This window comes from Nocardia sp. NPDC003999, assembly GCF_053604885.1.
This window is the reverse complement of record NZ_JBSGIB010000002.1, coordinates 318,210-335,536: the sequence shown is the minus strand read 5'-3', so window position 1 is coordinate 335,536 and position 17,327 is coordinate 318,210. Positions and strand designations below refer to the sequence as shown.

The 17,327-nt window shown below is 69.0% G+C and carries 14 protein-coding genes; 6 read left to right on the top strand and 8 right to left on the bottom strand.

Annotated elements, in window-relative coordinates; all coding sequences use genetic code 11:
- Nucleotides 1-16: 16 nt before the first annotated feature.
- From ACWESM_RS05545 to ACWESM_RS05525, 5 genes are all read right to left on the bottom strand, one after another.
- Nucleotides 17-829 carry an HpcH/HpaI aldolase/citrate lyase family protein gene (locus ACWESM_RS05545; protein ID WP_452491030.1) on the bottom strand — a complete coding sequence of 271 codons (813 nt, stop codon included), beginning with the start codon at nt 827-829 and terminating at the stop codon, nt 17-19.
- Between the two features lie 202 nt (nt 830-1,031).
- On the bottom strand, nt 1,032-1,517 hold the full coding sequence (locus tag ACWESM_RS05540) for a MaoC family dehydratase (protein ID WP_379250597.1): 486 nt from the start codon (nt 1,515-1,517) through the stop codon (nt 1,032-1,034).
- A complete protein-coding gene (locus tag ACWESM_RS05535; protein WP_355074811.1) occupies nt 1,514-2,674 on the bottom strand; it encodes an acyl-CoA dehydrogenase family protein in 1,161 nt (386 codons plus the stop codon). The genes ACWESM_RS05540 and ACWESM_RS05535 overlap by 4 nt, the downstream gene beginning before the upstream one ends.
- A complete protein-coding gene (locus ACWESM_RS05530) occupies nt 2,671-4,719 on the bottom strand; it encodes an acetyl/propionyl/methylcrotonyl-CoA carboxylase subunit alpha (protein WP_397274995.1) in 2,049 nt (682 codons plus the stop codon). The genes ACWESM_RS05535 and ACWESM_RS05530 overlap by 4 nt, the downstream gene beginning before the upstream one ends.
- Nucleotides 4,720-4,724: 5 nt before the next feature.
- Nucleotides 4,725-6,323: a carboxyl transferase domain-containing protein gene (locus ACWESM_RS05525; protein WP_452491029.1), complete on the bottom strand. Its 1,599-nt coding sequence runs from the start codon at nt 6,321-6,323 to the stop codon at nt 4,725-4,727.
- A gap of 93 nt (nt 6,324-6,416) precedes the next feature.
- Here ACWESM_RS05525 and ACWESM_RS05520 point away from each other — a divergent pair, with 93 nt between their 5' ends.
- Nucleotides 6,417-7,010, top strand: coding sequence for an SACE_7040 family transcriptional regulator (locus ACWESM_RS05520; protein ID WP_452491028.1), 594 nt, complete (start codon nt 6,417-6,419; stop codon nt 7,008-7,010).
- Nucleotides 7,011-7,018: 8 nt separating this feature from the next.
- On the opposite strand, the gene ACWESM_RS05515 is transcribed toward ACWESM_RS05520, so the two are convergent.
- A complete protein-coding gene (locus tag ACWESM_RS05515) occupies nt 7,019-7,765 on the bottom strand; it encodes a 3-hydroxybutyrate dehydrogenase (RefSeq protein WP_364424903.1) in 747 nt (248 codons plus the stop codon).
- Entirely contained in the window at nt 7,762-9,138 is a 1,377-nt protein-coding gene (locus ACWESM_RS05510) for an MFS transporter (RefSeq protein WP_356963754.1), read from the bottom strand. Before ACWESM_RS05510 ends, ACWESM_RS05515 begins: the two co-directional genes overlap by 4 nt.
- Before the next feature lie 102 nt (nt 9,139-9,240).
- Between ACWESM_RS05510 and ACWESM_RS05505 the strand changes: the two genes are divergently transcribed.
- The 5 genes from ACWESM_RS05505 (at nt 9,241) to ACWESM_RS05485 (ending at nt 15,824) form a co-directional block, all read left to right on the top strand.
- Nucleotides 9,241-10,197, top strand: coding sequence for a LysR family transcriptional regulator (locus tag ACWESM_RS05505; RefSeq protein ID WP_397274989.1), 957 nt, complete (start codon nt 9,241-9,243; stop codon nt 10,195-10,197).
- Between the two features lie 503 nt (nt 10,198-10,700).
- Entirely contained in the window at nt 10,701-11,921 is a 1,221-nt protein-coding gene (locus tag ACWESM_RS05500) for an acetyl-CoA carboxylase biotin carboxylase subunit family protein (RefSeq protein WP_397274987.1), read from the top strand.
- A gap of 63 nt (nt 11,922-11,984) precedes the next feature.
- Nucleotides 11,985-13,172 carry a hypothetical protein gene (locus ACWESM_RS05495; RefSeq protein ID WP_452491027.1) on the top strand — a complete coding sequence of 396 codons (1,188 nt, stop codon included), beginning with the start codon at nt 11,985-11,987 and terminating at the stop codon, nt 13,170-13,172.
- 40 nt (nt 13,173-13,212) lie between these two features.
- Complete coding sequence (egtD, locus tag ACWESM_RS05490) at nt 13,213-14,187, top strand: L-histidine N(alpha)-methyltransferase (RefSeq protein ID WP_397275317.1); 975 nt, start codon at nt 13,213-13,215, stop codon at nt 14,185-14,187.
- A complete protein-coding gene (locus ACWESM_RS05485; RefSeq protein WP_452491026.1) occupies nt 14,184-15,824 on the top strand; it encodes an MFS transporter in 1,641 nt (546 codons plus the stop codon). Before egtD ends, ACWESM_RS05485 begins: the two co-directional genes overlap by 4 nt.
- 88 nt (nt 15,825-15,912) lie before the next feature.
- Here the strand turns inward: ACWESM_RS05485 and ACWESM_RS05480 are convergent, their stop codons facing one another.
- A complete protein-coding gene (locus ACWESM_RS05480) occupies nt 15,913-17,313 on the bottom strand; it encodes an aminotransferase-like domain-containing protein (protein ID WP_452491025.1) in 1,401 nt (466 codons plus the stop codon).
- Between the last annotated feature and the right edge of the window lie 14 nt (nt 17,314-17,327).

Below are 17,327 nucleotides of genomic sequence, written 5' to 3'. Positions count from 1 at the left end.
TGGGGAAACTCTGCGTTCAGGCGCGGTCGGCGCGCCGCACGATCTGCTCGGCGTGCCGGAACACGGGGCCATCGACCATCCTGCCCTCGAAGGCGAAGACGCCGCGGTGGTTCGGCGCTTCCGCCAGCACTCGGCGGGCCCAATCGATCTGCTCCTCGGACGGCGCGTAGGCGGCCCGCAGCACCGGCACCTGGCTGGGGTGGATCGCGACCTTGGCGTCGAATCCGACCGCGACCGCGTCCTCGGCCTCTGCTCGCAGGCCGTCCAGATCGCGGATGTCCAGATACACCGAGTCCAGCGCGAACTTGCCGTACGCCTTGGCGGCCAGCAGCGCGCGGGAGCGGACGTGTCGCGCCACGTCGCGGTAGCTGCCGTCGGCGTGCCTGCTCGCGGTGCCGCCGAGCCCGGCCACCAGGTCCTCCGCGCCCCACATGACGCCGATCGCGTTGGCCGCCGTCATCGCCTCGCCGACCGTCAGCGCGCCGAGCGGCGACTCGATCAGCGCGATCACCGCGTAGTCCGCCAGCGCGGTGACCTGTTCGGCGGATTCGCATTTCGGCAGCATGAGCCTGCGGTAGGCGGTGTCGGCGAGTGCCGCCAGATCGAGCGCGTGGTCCTCGGTACCCGCCGCGTTGACGCGCACCACCGTGGTCGCCGGATCGAGCGGTGTATCCAGCAGCGCCTTGCGCGCCGCCGTTTTGTCGTGCGCGGCGACGCCGTCCTCGAGGTCGAGAATCACGATGTCGGCCGCAGCCGCCGCCTTCGCGAAGCGCTCGGGACGATCGGCCGGGCAGAACAACCAGGCCGGACCTGCCATCTGCCAATTCATGCGGCATCGCCTCCGGCATGAGCGCGACCCTGCCGACTCCGGGCCGAACCGCTCATGCTGTGTCGGTTGTGGATACCCACGGAGCCCGGTGTAGTAGTGCCACTGTGCTGCCTCAGGGCCGGGCCGCTCATGCTGTGTCGGTTATGGGCATCCGCATCGCTGTTCGTGGTGACCTCGGGTTGTCTCACCCGGACCGGGCCCCTCATGCCGCGCCCTCCGGAGCCTTGCGCACCAGCGTCTTGCGCACCGCCGTTGCCACGACCTCGCCGTGCTGATTGCGCGCCGTGTGCGCGAAGGTCACGATGCCCTCGCCCGGACGGCTCTTCGATTCGCGCTTGTCGGTGACCACGGTTTCGGCGTACATGGTGTCGCCATGGAACAGCGGCTTGGGGAAAGCGACCTCCGAGAAGCCGAGGTTGGCCACGATGGTGCCCTGGGTCAGCTGCGCCACCGACAGTCCGATCAACGTGGACAGGGTGAACATCGAGTTCACCAACCGCTGATTGAACGGAGGCAATCGATCGCTGAACGCCGCGTCCAGGTGCAGCGCCTGGGTGTTCATGGTGAGCGTGGTGAACAGGACGTTGTCCGCCTCGGTGATGGTGCGGCCGGGGCGGTGCTCGTAGACCACCTCGGTGTCGAACTCCTCGAACCACAGGCCGCGCTGCACGATCGTCCGCCGGGTCACAGGCCCAGCTCCCGTCCGATCAGCATCAGCTGCACCTCCGTCGTCCCCTCGCCGATTTCCAGGATCTTGCTGTCGCGATAGTGCCGGGCGACGGCGTATTCGTTCATGAAGCCGTAGCCGCCGAAGATCTGCGTCGCGTCGCGAGCGTTGTCCATGGCGGCCTCGCTGGCCACCAGCTTGGCGATGGACGCCTGCTTCTTGAACGGCTTGCCCGCCAGCATCAGCGCCGCCGCGTCGTAGTAGGCCGTGCGCGCGGCGTGCGCCCGCGTCTCCATCCTGGCGATCTTGAACGCGATGGCCTGATTGCGCCCGATCGCCTGGCCGAACGCCTCGCGCTCCTTGGCGTAGCGCACGCTCTCGTCCACACAGCCCTGCGCGGCGCCGACCGCGAGCGCGGCGATGGCGATGCGGCCCTCGTCGAGGATGCGCAGGAAGTTCGCGTAACCGCGCCCGCGCTCGCCGAGCAGATTCTCCTCGGGGACGCGGACGTCGGTGAAGCTGAGCGGATGGGTGTCGGAGGCGTTCCAGCCGACCTTGTTGTACGCGGGCTCGGCGACGAAACCGGGTGTGTCGGTCGGCACCAGGATCGTCGAGATCTCCTTCTTGCCGCCGGTGTTCCCGGTCACCGCGGTCACCGTGACGAGCTTGGTGATGTCGGTGCCGGAATTGGTGATGAACTGCTTGCTGCCGTTGATGATCCATTCGCCGCCGTCGATGACCGCGGTGGTCCTGGTGCCGCCCGCGTCGCTGCCCGCGCCCGGTTCGGTGAGCCCGAACGCGGCGAGGTTGCGGCCGCTGGTCAGCCGCGGCAGCCATTCCTGTTTCTGCTTGTCGTTGCCGAAGCGGTAGATCGGCATCGCGCCGAGCGAGACGCCCGCCTCCAGCGTGATCGCCACGCTCTGGTCGACCTTGCCCAGTTCCTCGAGCGCCAGGCACAGCGCGAAGTAGTCGCCGCCCATGCCGCCGTACTCCTCCGGGAACGGCAGGCCGAACAGGCCCATCTCGGCCATCCCCGCGACCACTTCGTACGGGAAGGTGTGGTTCGCGTCGTGCTCGGCCGCCACCGGAGCGACCACCGACCGCGCGAAGTCGCGCACGGTCAGCGCGAGATCGCGGTACTCCTCCGGCAGCGTGCCGGTGGACAGGAAGTCGGTCATGCGGGGATTCCTTCTCGTTCGGTGGGATTCGTTGCGGCCTGCGCGACGACGCGCGCCAGCACTTGGTCTAGGCGCACCTGCGCGCCGGGTTCGACCAGTAGTTCGACGGTTCCGGCGACCGGCGCGGTGAGCGAGTGCTCCATCTTCATCGCCTCCACGATGACCACCGGATCGCCCGCCGCGACGGCGGCGCCGGAGGCGACCGGCACCGCGATCACCGAGCCGGGCATGGGGGAGCGGATCTCGGCGTCGCCCACGTGCTCGTCGCCGCCGCGCACGTTGACCTCGGCCACTTCGCGCAGCACCGCGATGCCGGACGGTCCGGCCACCCACAACAAGCCGTCCTGCTCGGCGACCCGGTAGGTGCGGCGCAGGCCGTCCAGGGTGAGGGCGAGTTCGCCCGCGCATCGATCGCCGGAGGCGGTGAATACCGCGGTCAGTGCGCGGCTTTCGCCCTCGTCGACCCGCACCGTGCCGTCGTCCGGCGTGCCGGACAGGTAGACGTGCTCGACCCGCTCGCCGCCCGCGAGCCGGATCGGCGTCGGCGCGTCGGCCCCGATCCGCCAGCCGGAGGGCACCTCCCAGGGGTCGCGCGGCGCGGCGGGCCAGCGGCGCACCCAGTGCCAGGCCGCCGCGGCGACGAACTCGTCGTCGCCCACGGCGGCGGGCCGGAAGTCGGCGACCCGCCGGTCCAGCAGGGCGGTGTCCAGCCGTCCTTCGGCCACGTCCGGGTCGGCGAGCAGGAAGCGCAGGAATTCGATATTGCTGGTCACGCCGAGCAGCACGGTGTCGGCCAGCGCGCGATCCAGTTTCGCGAGCGCGGCGGCGCGATCACCGGCGTGCGCGATGACCTTCGACAGCATCGGGTCGTAATCGCTGCCGACGCGCGTGCCGATCCGCAGGCCCGAGTCGACCCGGACGCCGGGACCTTCCGGCTCGTCGAGGTCGAGCACCGTGCCGCCGGTGGGCAGGAACCCGCGCCCCGGATCCTCGGCGTACACCCTGGCCTCGATCGCGTGCCCGACCATCCGGATGTCGTCCTGCGCCACCGCAAGCTTCTGCCCGGCCGCCACCCGGACCTGGCATTCCACCAAGTCGACGCCGGTGACCAGCTCGGTGACCGGATGCTCTACCTGCAGGCGGGTGTTCATCTCCATGAAGAAGAACTCGTCCGGCTGGTCGGCGGAGACGATGAACTCCACGGTGCCCGCGCCCACGTAGTCCACGCTGCGCGCGGTGTTGCAGGCCGCCGCGCCGATCCTGGCCCTGGTGGCCGCGTCCAGCAGCGGCGAGGGAGCCTCCTCGATCACCTTCTGGTGGCGGCGCTGCAAGCTGCATTCGCGCTCGCCCAGATGCAGCACGTTGCCGAACTGGTCGGCGAGAATTTGCACCTCGATGTGCCGCGGCCGGGTGACGAACCGTTCCAGGAACAGCGTGTCGTCGCCGAACGCGGCGGCGGCCTCGCGCCGGGCGCTGCGCAGCGCCTCCGGCAGGCGGGCCGGATCGTCCACCCGGCGCATGCCCTTGCCTCCACCGCCCGCGGACGGCTTGACCAGCACCGGATAGCCGACTTCGGCGGCCGCGGCGATCAGCTCGTCATCGGTCAGGCCCGGGGTGGCGATGCCGGGCACCACGGGGACACCGAACGCGGCCACGGTGTTCTTCGCGGTGATCTTGTCGCCCATCACCTCGATGGCGCGGGCCGGCGGTCCGAGGAAGACGATGTCCGCCTCCGCCAGCGCGGCGGCGAAAGCGGCGTTCTCCGAGAGGAACCCGTAGCCGGGGTGGACCGCTTGCGCGCCGGTGCGCACGGCGGCGGCCACCACCCGGTCGATGGCGAGGTAGCTCTCCCGGGCGGGGGCCGGGCCGAGACGCACCGCAGTGTCGGCTTCGTGGACGTGGCGGGCGTCGGCGTCGGCGTCGCTGTAGACGGCCACCGAGCGAATCCCCAAGGCGCGCAGAGTGCGGATCACCCGCACCGCGATCTCGCCGCGGTTGGCGACCAGCACGGTGTCGAATCCGACGGGAACGGATCTGTTCAGCATCGTCATCACATCCGGAAAACGCCGTAGGAGACGGGTTCGAGCGGGGCCTGCGCGCACACCGACAGCGCCAGCCCGAGCACGGTTCTGGTGTCGGCGGGATCGATCACGCCGTCGTCCCACAACCTGGCCGTCGAGTAATAGGGGTTGCCCTGGCTCTCGTACTGGTCCCGGATCGGGGCCTTGAACGCCTCCTCGTCCGCGGCCGACCAGGGCTGCCCGCTGCTGTCGAGCTGGTCGCCGCGCACCGTCGCCAGCACCGACGCCGCCTGCTCGCCACCCATCACCGAGATCCGGGCGTTCGGCCACATCCACAGGAACCGCGGCGAATACGCGCGCCCGCACATCGAGTAGTTGCCCGCGCCGTAGGAGCCGCCGATGACGACGGTGAGCTTCGGCACGCGGGCGCAGGCCACCGCGGTGACCATCTTCGCGCCGTGCTTGGCGATGCCGCCCGCCTCGTAGTCGCGGCCGACCATGAAGCCGGTGATGTTCTGCAGGAACAGCAGCGGGATACTGCGCTTGTCGCACAGCTCGATGAAATGCGCGCCCTTCATAGCGGATTCGCTGAACAGCACGCCGTTGTTGGCGACGATGCCCACCGGATGTCCGTGGATGTGCGCGAACCCGGTGACCAAGGTCTTGCCGTATTCGGCCTTGAACTCGTGGAACCCGCTCTCGCCCTCGACGGTCCCGTCGACCAGGCGATGGATCACCTCGCGCACGTCGTAGGGAGTGCGCAGGTCGGTCGGCACCACGTCGTAGAGCTCGGATTCCGGCGCGGCGGGCGCGATGACGGGCCGCACCTCCCACGGGACCGGCGTGCGCGGGCCGAGCGTGGCCACGATGCGGCGCACGATGCGCAGCGCGTCCTGATCGTCCTCGGCCAGGTGATCGGTGACGCCGGAGGTGCGCGAGTGCAGCTCGCCGCCGCCGAGTTCCTCGGCCGTGACCACCTCACCGGTCGCGGCCTTCACCAGCGGCGGGCCGCCGAGGAAGATGGTGCCCTGGTTGCGCACGATCACGGCCTCGTCGCTCATCGCGGGCACGTAGGCGCCGCCCGCGGTGCAGGAGCCGAGCACCGCGGCGATCTGCGGAATCCCTTTGGCGCTCATGGTCGCCTGGTTGTAGAAGATGCGCCCGAAGTGCTCCCGGTCGGGGAACACCTCGTCCTGGTGCGGCAGGTACGCGCCACCGGAGTCGACCAGGTAGACGCACGGCAGCTGGTTCTGCAATGCGATCTCCTGCGCACGCAGATGCTTCTTCACCGTCATGGGGTAGTAGGTGCCGCCCTTGACCGTCGCGTCGTTGGCCACGATCACGCATTCCCGGCCGGACACCCGGCCGATCCCGGTGATGATCCCGGCGCCGGGGGAGTCGTCGCCGTACATTCCGGTCGCGGCCAGCGGGGACAGCTCGAGGAACGGGCTCCCCGGGTCCAGCAGCTGGTCCACCCGCTGCCTGGGCAGCAGTTTGCCCCGCGCGACGTGGCGATCGCGCGCCTTCGGGGGCCCGCCCAGCGCGGCGGCGGCCAGCCGGGCGCGCAGATCGTCGACCAACGCCGCGTGCGCGGCGCGGTTCCCGACGACCTCTTCGGTAACGGTCATTACGTAATCCTGTCGTCCAGTTAGTCGACGATAACTGAAATTCAGGTTAGTCTTGATTAACCGAGTTGTCCAGATCGGCCGAAAGGACCGCGTGTGACCAGTGCCGAATCCGTCGCGCCGACGCGTCGTGAGCAATTGAAGGCGCAGCGCAGGGCGCAACTGCTGGAAGCGGGAGCGCGGTTGATCGCCGATCGCGGCTTCCTCGGCATGCGCCTGGACGACCTGGGCGCCGCCGTCGGCATCAGCGGCCCCGCGGTCTACCGGCACTTCCCGAACAAGGAAGCGCTGCTGATCGAGCTGCTGGTCGGGGTGAGTCAGCGCCTGCTCGACGGCGGCAAGAAGGTGGTCGCGGGCACGAACTCCCCGGAGGAGGCGCTCGCCGGGCTGGTCGATCACCATCTGGACTTCGCGCTCGGCGAGCCGGAGCTGATCCGCATCCAGGACCGCGACCTGGACAACGTGCCCGCTGCGGCCCGCCGCGAGATCCGCCGCACCCAGCGCCAGTACGTGGAGATCTGGGTGAGCGTGTTGCGCGAACTGCATCCCGAACTACCCGAGGAGGCGGCGCGGGTGCAGGCCCACGCCGCCTTCGGTCTGATCAACTCCACCCCGCACAGCGCGAGCGAGGCGACCGCGGCACGCGCCCGGCCGGTGCTGCGCGGAATGGCGCTGACCGCGCTCGGGTGAGCGCGCCCTCATCGCGCGCTCCACCCGCCATCCATCGTGTAGGCCGCGCCGGTGACCATGCCCGCCTCCGGCGACACCAGCCAGGCCACCAGCGACGCGACCTCCTCCGGCTCGACGAGCCGTTTGATCGCGCTCTCGGTGAGCAGGATCTTCTCCACCACCTCCTGCTCGGGCACGCCGTGCGCCTTGGCCTGATCCGCGATCTGCTTGTCCACCAGCGGCGTCCGCACATAGCCGGGGTTCACGCAATTGCTGGTGACGCCGTGCGGGCCGCCCTCCAGCGCGGTGACCTTGGACAGCCCCTCCAGGCCGTGCTTGGCCGTCACGTACGCGACCTTGTATTCGGAGGCGCGCAGGCCGTGGACCGAGGAGATGTTGACGATCCGTCCCCAGCCCTGCCGGTACATGTGCGGCAGCGCCGCGCGCACCAGCAGGAACGGGGCCTCGACCATCAGCGTGAGCAGGTCGCGGAAGCGCTGCGGCGCGAAGTCCTGGATCGGGCTGACGTGCTGCACCCCGGCGTTGTTGATCAGGATGTCGACGTCGAGTTCCAGCTCCTCCAGCGCCGCGACGTCGAGCAGGTCCACCGCCCACGACTTGCCGCCCAGCTCCCTGGCCACGGTCTTCGCGCCGACGTCGTCGACGTCGGCCACCGTGACCGTGGCCCCCCGCGCCGCGAGCGCGCGGGCGCACGCCGCGCCGATGCCGCTCGCGCCGCCGGTGACCAGGGCGCTGCGCCCCGCCAGATCGCTCATCGCACGGTCACTTCGGTGCGCGCGCCGAGGGTCTCGGCATCGGCGTGATCGATGCTCTCCAAGGTCAGTCCCTTCGTCTCTCGTGCGACGAGCACGGCGATCGCGCTCACCGCCGCCGCGCCCGCCAGGTACCAGGCGATCGGCACCGCGGAGTGGTAGGTGTTCAGCAGCCGGACGGCGATGATCGGCGCCAGCGAACCGGCCACGATCGAGGTCACCTGGTAGCCGAGGGACACACCGGAATAGCGCATCCGGGTGGGGAACATCTCGGCCATGATCGCGGGCTGCCCGGCGTACATGAAGGCGTGGAAGATCAAGCCGATGACGATGGCGGACATGATGACCACGTTGTGGCCGCTGTCCATCATCGGGAAGGCGAAGAAGCCCCAGGTGCCCGCGGTGAGCGCGCCGATCAGGTAGACCGGCCGCCTGCCGATGCGGTCGGACAGGTTGCCCACCAACGGGATCGCCACGAAGTGCACCGCGTGCGCGGCCAGCAGCCACCACAGGATCACTTGGGTGTCGGCGTGCACCTGCGTCTTCAGATAGGTGATGGTGAACGTGACCACCAGGTAGTACATGACGTTCTCGCCGAAACGCAGCCCCATCGCGGTGAGCACGCCGCGCGGATAGCGGCGCAGCACCTCCACCACGCTCAGCGAGGTCGCCTTGATCTGCTCGGCTTCCCGCTGCGCCGCGACGAAGATGGGCGCGTCGGTGATCTTGGTGCGGATGTAGTAGCCGATCAGCACCACGACCGCCGACAGCCAGAACGCGACCCGCCAGCCCCAGCCGAGGAACGCCTCGTCCGACAGCGTGGAGGTGAGCACCAGCAGCACCACCGTCGCCAGCAGGTTGCCCGCGGGTACGCCTGCCTGTGGCCAGCTCGCCCAGAATCCGCGGCTGCGGCTCGGGCTGTGCTCGGCGACCAGCAGCACCGCGCCGCCCCACTCTCCGCCGACCGCGAAGCCTTGGATGAAGCGCAGGGCCACCAGCAGCGCGGGCGCCCAGTAGCCGATCTGCCCGAAGGTCGGCAGGCAGCCCATCAGGAACGTCGCGCTGCCCACCAGCACCAGGCTGAACTGCAGCAGCTTCTTGCGGCCGTACTTGTCGCCGAAGTGCCCGAACACCACGCCGCCCAGCGGCCGCGCCGCGAAACCGACCGCGTAGGTGATGAACGCGGCGAGGATGGCGTCCAGGTCGCTGGTGCCCTTGGCGAAGAACACCTTGCTGAACACCAGCGTGGCGGCGGTGCCGTACAGGAAGAACTCGTACCACTCCACCACCGTGCCCGCCATCGACGCGGCCACCACGCGGCGCAGGCCGCTGGTCGTGCCGCCCGAATCCGCCGCTACGGCGTTGTGCTCCCTCATCGCACTTCTCCTTCGTGCCCGGGGCCACACTTCGTTCCCGATGTGACGGCCCCCACAATGCTTTGGCTGCACCGAGTATTGGTGCAGAGGAATTACGCCGCAATGACCATTTATGCAGTGCGTCTCTGCAAAGATGCAGATATGCGCCCGGCCACTCCTGGTCGTCCCAGCGCGGACGACCTCCTCGTCCTCCTGGCCGTCGGGCGCTCTGGCCGATTCGTGACGGCGGCCGACGAACTCGGCATCAACCACACCACTATCTCCCGGCGCATCGCCGCGCTCGAGCACACCCTCGGCGGCCGGGTGCTCACCCGGGTGACCGGTGGCTGGGAGCTGACCGATCTCGGCAGGGAAGCCCTGGCCGCGGCCGAGGCGGTGGAGTCGGCGGTGAAGTCGCTGGCCGCGGACGCCGACGGAAACCGGGTGCTGGAGGGGGTCGTCCGGCTCTCGGCGACCGACGGCTTCAGCGCTTACATCGCCGCGCCCGCGGCGGCGGAGGTGCAGCGGCGGCACCCCAAGATCTCGGTGGAAATCGTGGCGATCACCCGGCGCGCCTCGCAGCAGCGTTCGGGGCTGGATCTCGAGATCGTGGTGGGCGAGCCGCAAGTGCACCGCGCCACCGCCACGCATCTGGCCGACTACTGTCTCGGCCTCTACGGTTCCCGCGAATACCTGTACGAGAACGGCGCACCCGCGACGATCGACGACCTGTCCCGGTATCCGCTGGTCTACTTCATCGATTCCATGCTGCAAGTCGACGATCTCGACTTGGCCTCCAGCTTCGTACCCGCGATGCGCGAATCGGTCACGTCCACCAATGTTTTCGTGCACGTCGAGGCCACGCGCGCCTCCGCGGGCCTGGGCCTGCTGCCGTGCTTCATGGCCGATCGCCACGCGGACCTCGTTCGCGTGCTGGCCGATTCGGTGACCGTCACCCTCGGCTACTGGCTCGTCGCGCGCACCGAAACCCTTCGCCGCCCGGAAGTGGCCGCCGTCGTCGCCGCGATCCGCGCCGTGGTCGCCGATCAGCGCGACATCCTCCTCGGTCGTCGGCACTGACGGTCGACTCCGGCCCCGGGGGCGATGCGAGTCGTCTTCGTCCGCTCCTGGCGGCATGCTCGGCCTCACTCCGGCCCGTGCGGCTTCGGTGGCTCAGCGGGCGAGGTGTCCGGCCTGGCGGCGCGCTGTGATCCAAATTACTGGTTTCCGACCATCTGGACAGCGCACAGCTATCTCAAAGAAAACTCACAGCAATCAGCTGAACAGATGTTTTCATGCCGTCGCCTCCAGCGACGCCGGTGAGGTTAACAGGCCAGCGTACAACGTGGTCAGACATGCGGGCATTTCTCATTTCGGGGAAGAATTGCCAGTGTTGGGAAGGTGCATACTCAGCAGTATGAGGCATAGATCACGCGCTACGTGAACGCACAATCATTCTCCTGACCAGATGTTTCTCCGCCGCGCTGCCGGGCGTTGGCGGAGTCGTAACTCTGTCTTCTTCTCCGGCGCCTTATTTGAGTTCAGTGAGCCGACTTCAAACGGAGGAATCTGTGCTACCACACGTGACCGTGATCCACCGCGTACGTGGTGTCGATGTTCCGTATACCGAGCGTATCGATCACGTTCGCAATCTTGTCACCTATGTTTGCGCGAGCGGCTTGCCCGACGGCATACCCGAGCAGGCGGCGGCGGTCACGGTTCTCGACGGCGCGACTCCGGTGCACGGTGCCGTGCGCGATCTCGCGGCACGGTTCGGCACGCCGGAACGCATTGTCGCACTGCACGAGTTCGACCTACTCCCGGCGGCGGAACTGCGCGCGGAATTCGGCATCCCCGGTGACCGGGCGGAATACGTCACCCGGTTCCGCGACAAGCTGACGATGGCCCAAGCGGTCGCCGCGCGGAACGTCTCCGTTCCCGCATTCCGCGCCGCACCCGACCTGTCCTCGGTCGCCGAATTCGCCGCGGAGTCCGGTTTCCCGATCATCGTCAAGCCCAGATTCGGCGCCGGCAGCCGCGATGTGGTCAAGCTGAATTCGGAAGCGGATCTCGCCGCATTGCCGGACCTCGCGTCCGAACCATTTCTGGTCCAAGAATTCTGCCCGGACGAAGTCGGCGCCATCGACGGCGTGTGGACGGGTTCCCAACTCGGGCCGTGGCGCGCTTCGAAATATCTCGGAACATGCCTCGATTTCGCCAACGAAGCGGAAAGCCTGGGCTATATCGAGGTCGACGATCCCGCATTGACCGGCACATTGACCGAGTTCGCCGAATCGGTTCTTTCCGCACTCAGCCCTGGTGTCCCGACCGTATTCCATCTGGAATTCTTCGTCGGCGGAGACGGCGATTCTCCCCGCGTCCAGTTTCTGGAGGTCGCGGCGCGCGCGTGCGGCGGGCAAACCACCCACATGTGGCGCGAGGTGCACCGATACGACCTGCTCGGCGCGGCGGTCGACATCCAGCTCGGCCGGACGCCCGCCACGGCGCCGCTCACCGACGGCGAGGTGGTCGCCGAACTGCTCATCCACCCGCCGGTGACGCCGCCGTGCCGGGTGGTGGCCGTGCACTGGGCGGTCCCGGAGGCCTACGCCCCGTACCACTGCTCGATTCCGCAGGTGGGGTCGGTGATCACCGAAACGTTCGGCTATGCCGATATCGGTGCGGCATTCCGCATCCGCGGAAAGTCGACCGCGGAAGTACTGGAATCGGTGCGCCGCACCGTGGCCGGGTTCCGAATGATGTGCACGGCGCTCGATTCACCTGTCGCGGCGGCGGTCGCCTGATCTGCTCGGACTTCTCTCGTGTCTCGGCTCTCCGTAGCTCTACCGCCGCCGGGTCCGCAGCGCATGCTGACCCTGATCACCGCGGCGTCCGCTGTCTCCAGCGGAATCTATTTGTCCACCGTGGTCCTGTATTTCACCAGGATCGTGCGGATTTCGCCGATGCGGGTCGGCGTGGGGCTGAGCGTCGCCGGCGCCGCCTGCGTTGTCGGCGGAGTACTCGTCGGCAAACTCTCGGATCGGCATGATCCGCTGCTGGTATTGCGTCGCAGTCTGATCGTCGCCGCTCTCGCCACGCTCGGATTTCTCGCGGTCGACGGATTCGCGATGTATTTGCTCGTCGTTCCCGCGGCGGCCGCGGGGCAGGCCTGCGTGCAATTGCTGACCACGGCGATCATCACCAAGATCGGCACCGACCGGGCCAACGAGTTCCGGGCGTACACGCGGTCGGTGCTCAACGTCGGCATCGCCGTCGGCATCGGGATGTCCGCGCTGGCGGTGCAATTCGACTCCGCCCTGCTCTATCGCGCGGCGATCGTCGTCGGAGCGGTATTTCTCGCCCTGGCGGCGCTGCTGGTCGGCCGACTGCCCGCGCTGCGATCCGTCGATGCCGAGTCGCCAGGCGGCCGCAGCCGGTGGGCGGCACTGCGCGACCGGCCGTATCTGGCATTGACGGCGCTCGACGGTGTGCTGTCGCTGCAGTACCGCGTCCAGTCGGTCGCCATTCCCTTGTGGATAATCGGCGCGACCACGGCGCCGCGCTGGTCGATCGCCACGCTCGACATGCTCAACATCGCCATCGTCGTGTTATTCCAGGTCCGCGCCAGCAGGCGCGTCCTCGACGTCCCAGCGGCGGGCGCGGCGCTGCGGCGCTGCGGCTGGGCGTTCCTGATCGCCTGCGTCCTGTTCGCGGCCGCGCGCGGCCACGGCGGCTGGATCGCGGTGCTCATCCTGGTCGCGGGCGGCGCGATCCTGAGCGTGGGGGAGCTGTGGCAGACGGCGGGCGGCTTCGAAGCGTCGAACCTGCTCGCCCCGCCGCAGGAAATCGGCGCGTACCTGGGTGTTTTCAGCATCGGCTTACGAATGGCCGACACCGTCGGCCCGGCGCTGCTCGCTTGGTTGTGCGTCGATGTCGGCGTCGTCGGCTGGTACATCACGGGATTCGTCCTGCTGGCCGCCGGGCTGCTGTCCCCCCTCGTTGTCGCTTGGGCCGAATCGACCCGCGACAGGTACGCGCTCGCTCCGGCGTCGTGAAGCCGGACGCGAAACCCCGGTACTGGCATTGGAAGGAACCATCCCGATGGAAGCGACGATCGACATCCGGATCACCGAGGCGGATCTGGCCGAAGCACTGCGCACGGATGTCATGACCGGACTGTCCGGACCGCGGAAATGGCTGCCGCCCAAGTGGTTCTACGACACCCGTGGCAGCAAACTGTTCGAGGCGATCACCGACCTGCCCGAGTACTATCCGACCCGCACCGAGCGCGCGCTGCTGCACGCTTGCGCTCAGGAGATCGCGGTCGGGGCCTCCGACGCGACGGAGCTGATCGAACTCGGTTCGGGATCCTCGGAGAAGACCGGTCTGCTGCTGCGTTCGTTCAGTGCACACGGCTCGTTGCGCTCGTATGTGCCCTTGGACGTCTCCGAGTCCGCTCTGCGGGACGCGGTCGGGTGGATCAACGCGGAGTTCCCCCGGCTCGAGGTCCACGGCCTGGTCAGTGATTTCACCAACGGGCTCGACTGGCTGCCACGCCGTGGGCGAAGGATCGTCGCGCTGCTCGGCGGCACGCTGGGCAACCTCGTCCCGGCGGAGCGGGCCGAGTTCTTCGGGCGCCTGCACGACGTGCTCGAGCCGGGGGAACAGTTGCTGCTGGGCGTGGGCCTGGTGACCGATCCGGCCGTCATGGTGCCCGCCTACGACGACGCCGCGGGCGTAACGGCCGAGTTCAACCGGAACATCCTGCACGTGGTGAACAACCGGCTCGGCGCGAATTTCGAACCCTCGCGGTTCGCGCACGTCGCCGTGTGGGATCCCGGCAACCGGTGGATCGAGATGCGGTTGGAGGCCACCGCCGACATGACGGTGACCGTCGCGGACCTGGATCTGATGCTCGAGTTCGCCGCCGGTGAGCAGATGCGCACCGAGATCTCGGCGAAGTTCCGGCTGGCGGACTTCCACGCCGAGCTGGCCGCTGCCGGGCTCCCGGCGCAGCGATCCTGGACCGATCCCGCCGAGCGCTTCGCCGTGGTGCTCGCGGGCAGATGAGCGACCTCATCGCGGCGGGCGGGGCGACGTTCGCCGAACGTCCCCGGCTGCGGTCCGGCACGGGCCGGTGGATCATGGCCGCCGCCGTGCTCGGTTCGGCGCTGGTCTCCCTCGACACCACCGTGGTCAATCTCGTCGTGCCGCGGATCGGGGCGGACCTCGATGCCGACATGGTGGATCTCCAATGGGTGGTGAGCGGCTACACCCTCGCCTTGGCGTCGCTGATCCTGGTGGGCGGGGCGTTGGGTGACAGGTACGGCCGTCGCGCGGTATTCGTCTGGGGCAGTGTGGTCTTCGCGCTGGCCTCGGCGTGGTGCGGAGTCGCGCCGGACGTCGCGACGCTGGTGGCGGCGCGGGTGGTGCAGGGGGTCGCGGGTGCGCTGATCACGCCCGGCAGTCTCGCGCTGATCGCGGCGTCGCTGGATCCGCGTGATCAAGGCGCGGCGATCGGCATGTGGTCCGGTCTCGGGGGCGTGGCGGGTGCGGTGGGGCCGATCGTCGGCGGCTGGCTGGTGGAACTGGCCGGATGGCGCTCGGTGTTCCTGATCAATGTCCCGTTGGCCGTGGCCGTGGCCGTCGTGTCGATGCGCCGCGTCCCGGAGTCCCGAGATCCGTACGCGCCGGCGCGGCCGGACCTCATCGGCACGGCGGTGGTGGTCACGGGCCTGGTGACGCTGACCTACGGGTTCATCGCAGGACACCCGGGGATGCAGGTTCCCGGCGCCGCGCTCGTGGCCGTCTTCGTGATCGTGCAGACCCGCGTCCGCAACCCGCTGGTCCCGCCCGCGCTGTTCCGGTCGCGGCAATTCACCGCGGTCAATCTGGTGACGTTGCCGGTGTATGCCGCCTTGGGGTGTGTGCTGTTCCTGTTGCTGCTCCAATTGCAGATCGTCGCGGGGTATTCCCCTCTCGTCGCCGGAACCGCGACGATCCCGATCACCGCGATCATGCTGCTGTCGTCGGGCTGGATCGGGCGGTGGGCGCAGCGGCACGGTGCGCGCCTGCCGATGACCATCGGCCTGCTGCTATCCGCCGCCGGAGCAATGTCGTTGGCCGGAATCGGTGCGGACGGTTCGTATGCCACCGCGGTGCTGCCCGGCGTCCTCCTGCTCGGCGCGGGCATGGCGGTGTTCGTGGCTCCGTTGACCGAATCCGTGTTCGCGTCGGTCCCGATCGAGGAGGCGGGCATCGCCTCCGGGGTCAACAACGCGATCGCCCGCATCGCCCAGTTGCTCGCCATCGCCGCGATCCCCGGCCTGGTCGGCATCTCCCGGACGCCGCTCACCGACGGCGTCGCGTTCGGCGCGGGCTACCGCGCGGCCATGTGGATCTGCTCGGCCCTGTTCGCCTCGGGCGCCACACTCGCCGCGACCCTCATGCCTCGACCGGCAAGGACCACGGTGGCCGCCCCACCTGCGGCGCGATGGCCGAGCGACCTGCTTCCCTTTTCGGCGGACGCGGTGGACATCGGCGAGTCGCGGACGACCCCGTCGCGAGGTCGTCGGCTGGGCCGCGGCCGGGGTTCGCGTCGGCAACCGGGCGGCGGCCCGTCGGACCACGACGTTCGCCGCCCGCGACCTACCCACTCGACCACACGGCCGGAAAACCGCTCCGGTCAACGTATGCGGAACGAGTGAGTGCGGGTCGGCCGCTTACGCCGTGCGTGCGGGTCGGCACGCGTTCGCGCCACTCGGACGGTGCAGCGCAGCCGGAACGGAAGTCCGTTCAAATAGCAAGCGGGGGTGACACCGCGACAGGCTGGTCAGGTGGTTCGTAGGTCCGCCATGCCTCGGCTAATCGGCGTGCGGCTTCGCGCAGGTCGTGGGGTTCGGCGACGAAACTGATCCGTATGCGGTCGATGCTGCCGCCGGAGGCATCAAGCCCGGCACCGGGCAAGATCGCGACCCCGTGTCGCAGTGCGCGCTGAGCGAAGGAGGCGCCGTCCCCATGGGGCAGTCGGATCCACAGCGTCTGGCCACCGGACACCGTGGGGATGTCCCATTTCGGCAGACGCGCGGCCAGTTCGGCCACCAGCAGGTCGTGACCTTCTCTGCGCTGCTGCGAGATTCGTTCCCGCAATCGGTCGAGATCGCGGAGCAGCCAGGTGGCGGCTAACTGTGCTGGGATGTTGCCGCCGAGATCGTGCACCGCGCGCAGCCGAGACAACCGGGCGATCACCGGGACCGGTGCCCGCACCCAACCGACACGCAACCCGCCCCAGACGACCTTGCTGAGCGAACCGATGGATATCACCGATTCGTCATAGTGGGCCAACGGCGGTGGTGGCGGATCGGTGCCAGGGAATCCGAGATCGGCCAGCACCTCGTCATCGACCAAAGGCACCGCGGCCCTTCTCGCCGACTCGACCAGGGCCCGCCGTCCCGACGCGGGAAGCACCGTACCTGTGGGGTTGTGGCATGTCGCAACGACATACGCGAGCGCCGCCGAGGTTACCGTGCCCAAGCCGACCGAGCCTGTCCGCAGTACCGTCGCGGCCTCGCGAAACGCCTCGAGCGCGCCCGGGTACGTCGGCGCCTCGACCAGGACGTGGTCACCGGGCCGGAGCAGTGCGCGGGCGAGTAGCGACAGCGCGTGTTGTCCGCCGCCGGTGACGAGAATCTGCTCCGGATCGGTTGGCACGCCACGCGCTCGATATCGGTCGGCAATCGCCCTGCGCAACAGCGGATGTCCGGTTGGGTGGTACCCGATGTCGCCCTCGACCGCGGCGAGCTCGGGCGCGATGCGCCGATATGCCTGGGCCAACTCGGGCGGCGGTTTCCCCGGAGCGGCACAAGCGAGCGCGATGACATCGGCGCTCGGCTCGAGCAGTTGCAAAAAGGCCGGGGAATGGGTGGTCTCGCGAGCCGGGACCGTCTCGGTTCCCGCGACCCGGGTGCCACTGCCCTGGCGGCGCACCACGCGACCATCCGCGCCGAGCAGATCGTATGCCGCTACCACCGTACTGCGCCCGACCGCGAGAGCCTTCGCCAGTTTGCGCTCGGGCGGCAGCCGCATACCCGACCGCAGCTCACCGTCATCGATCAACGCCCGCAGTCGCCGCGCCAGCAGGACATAGAGCGGACCTCGGTCGGTCGACCAGCGACCGAGCCGATCAGCAAGTTCCATTGGCTCCATATGCA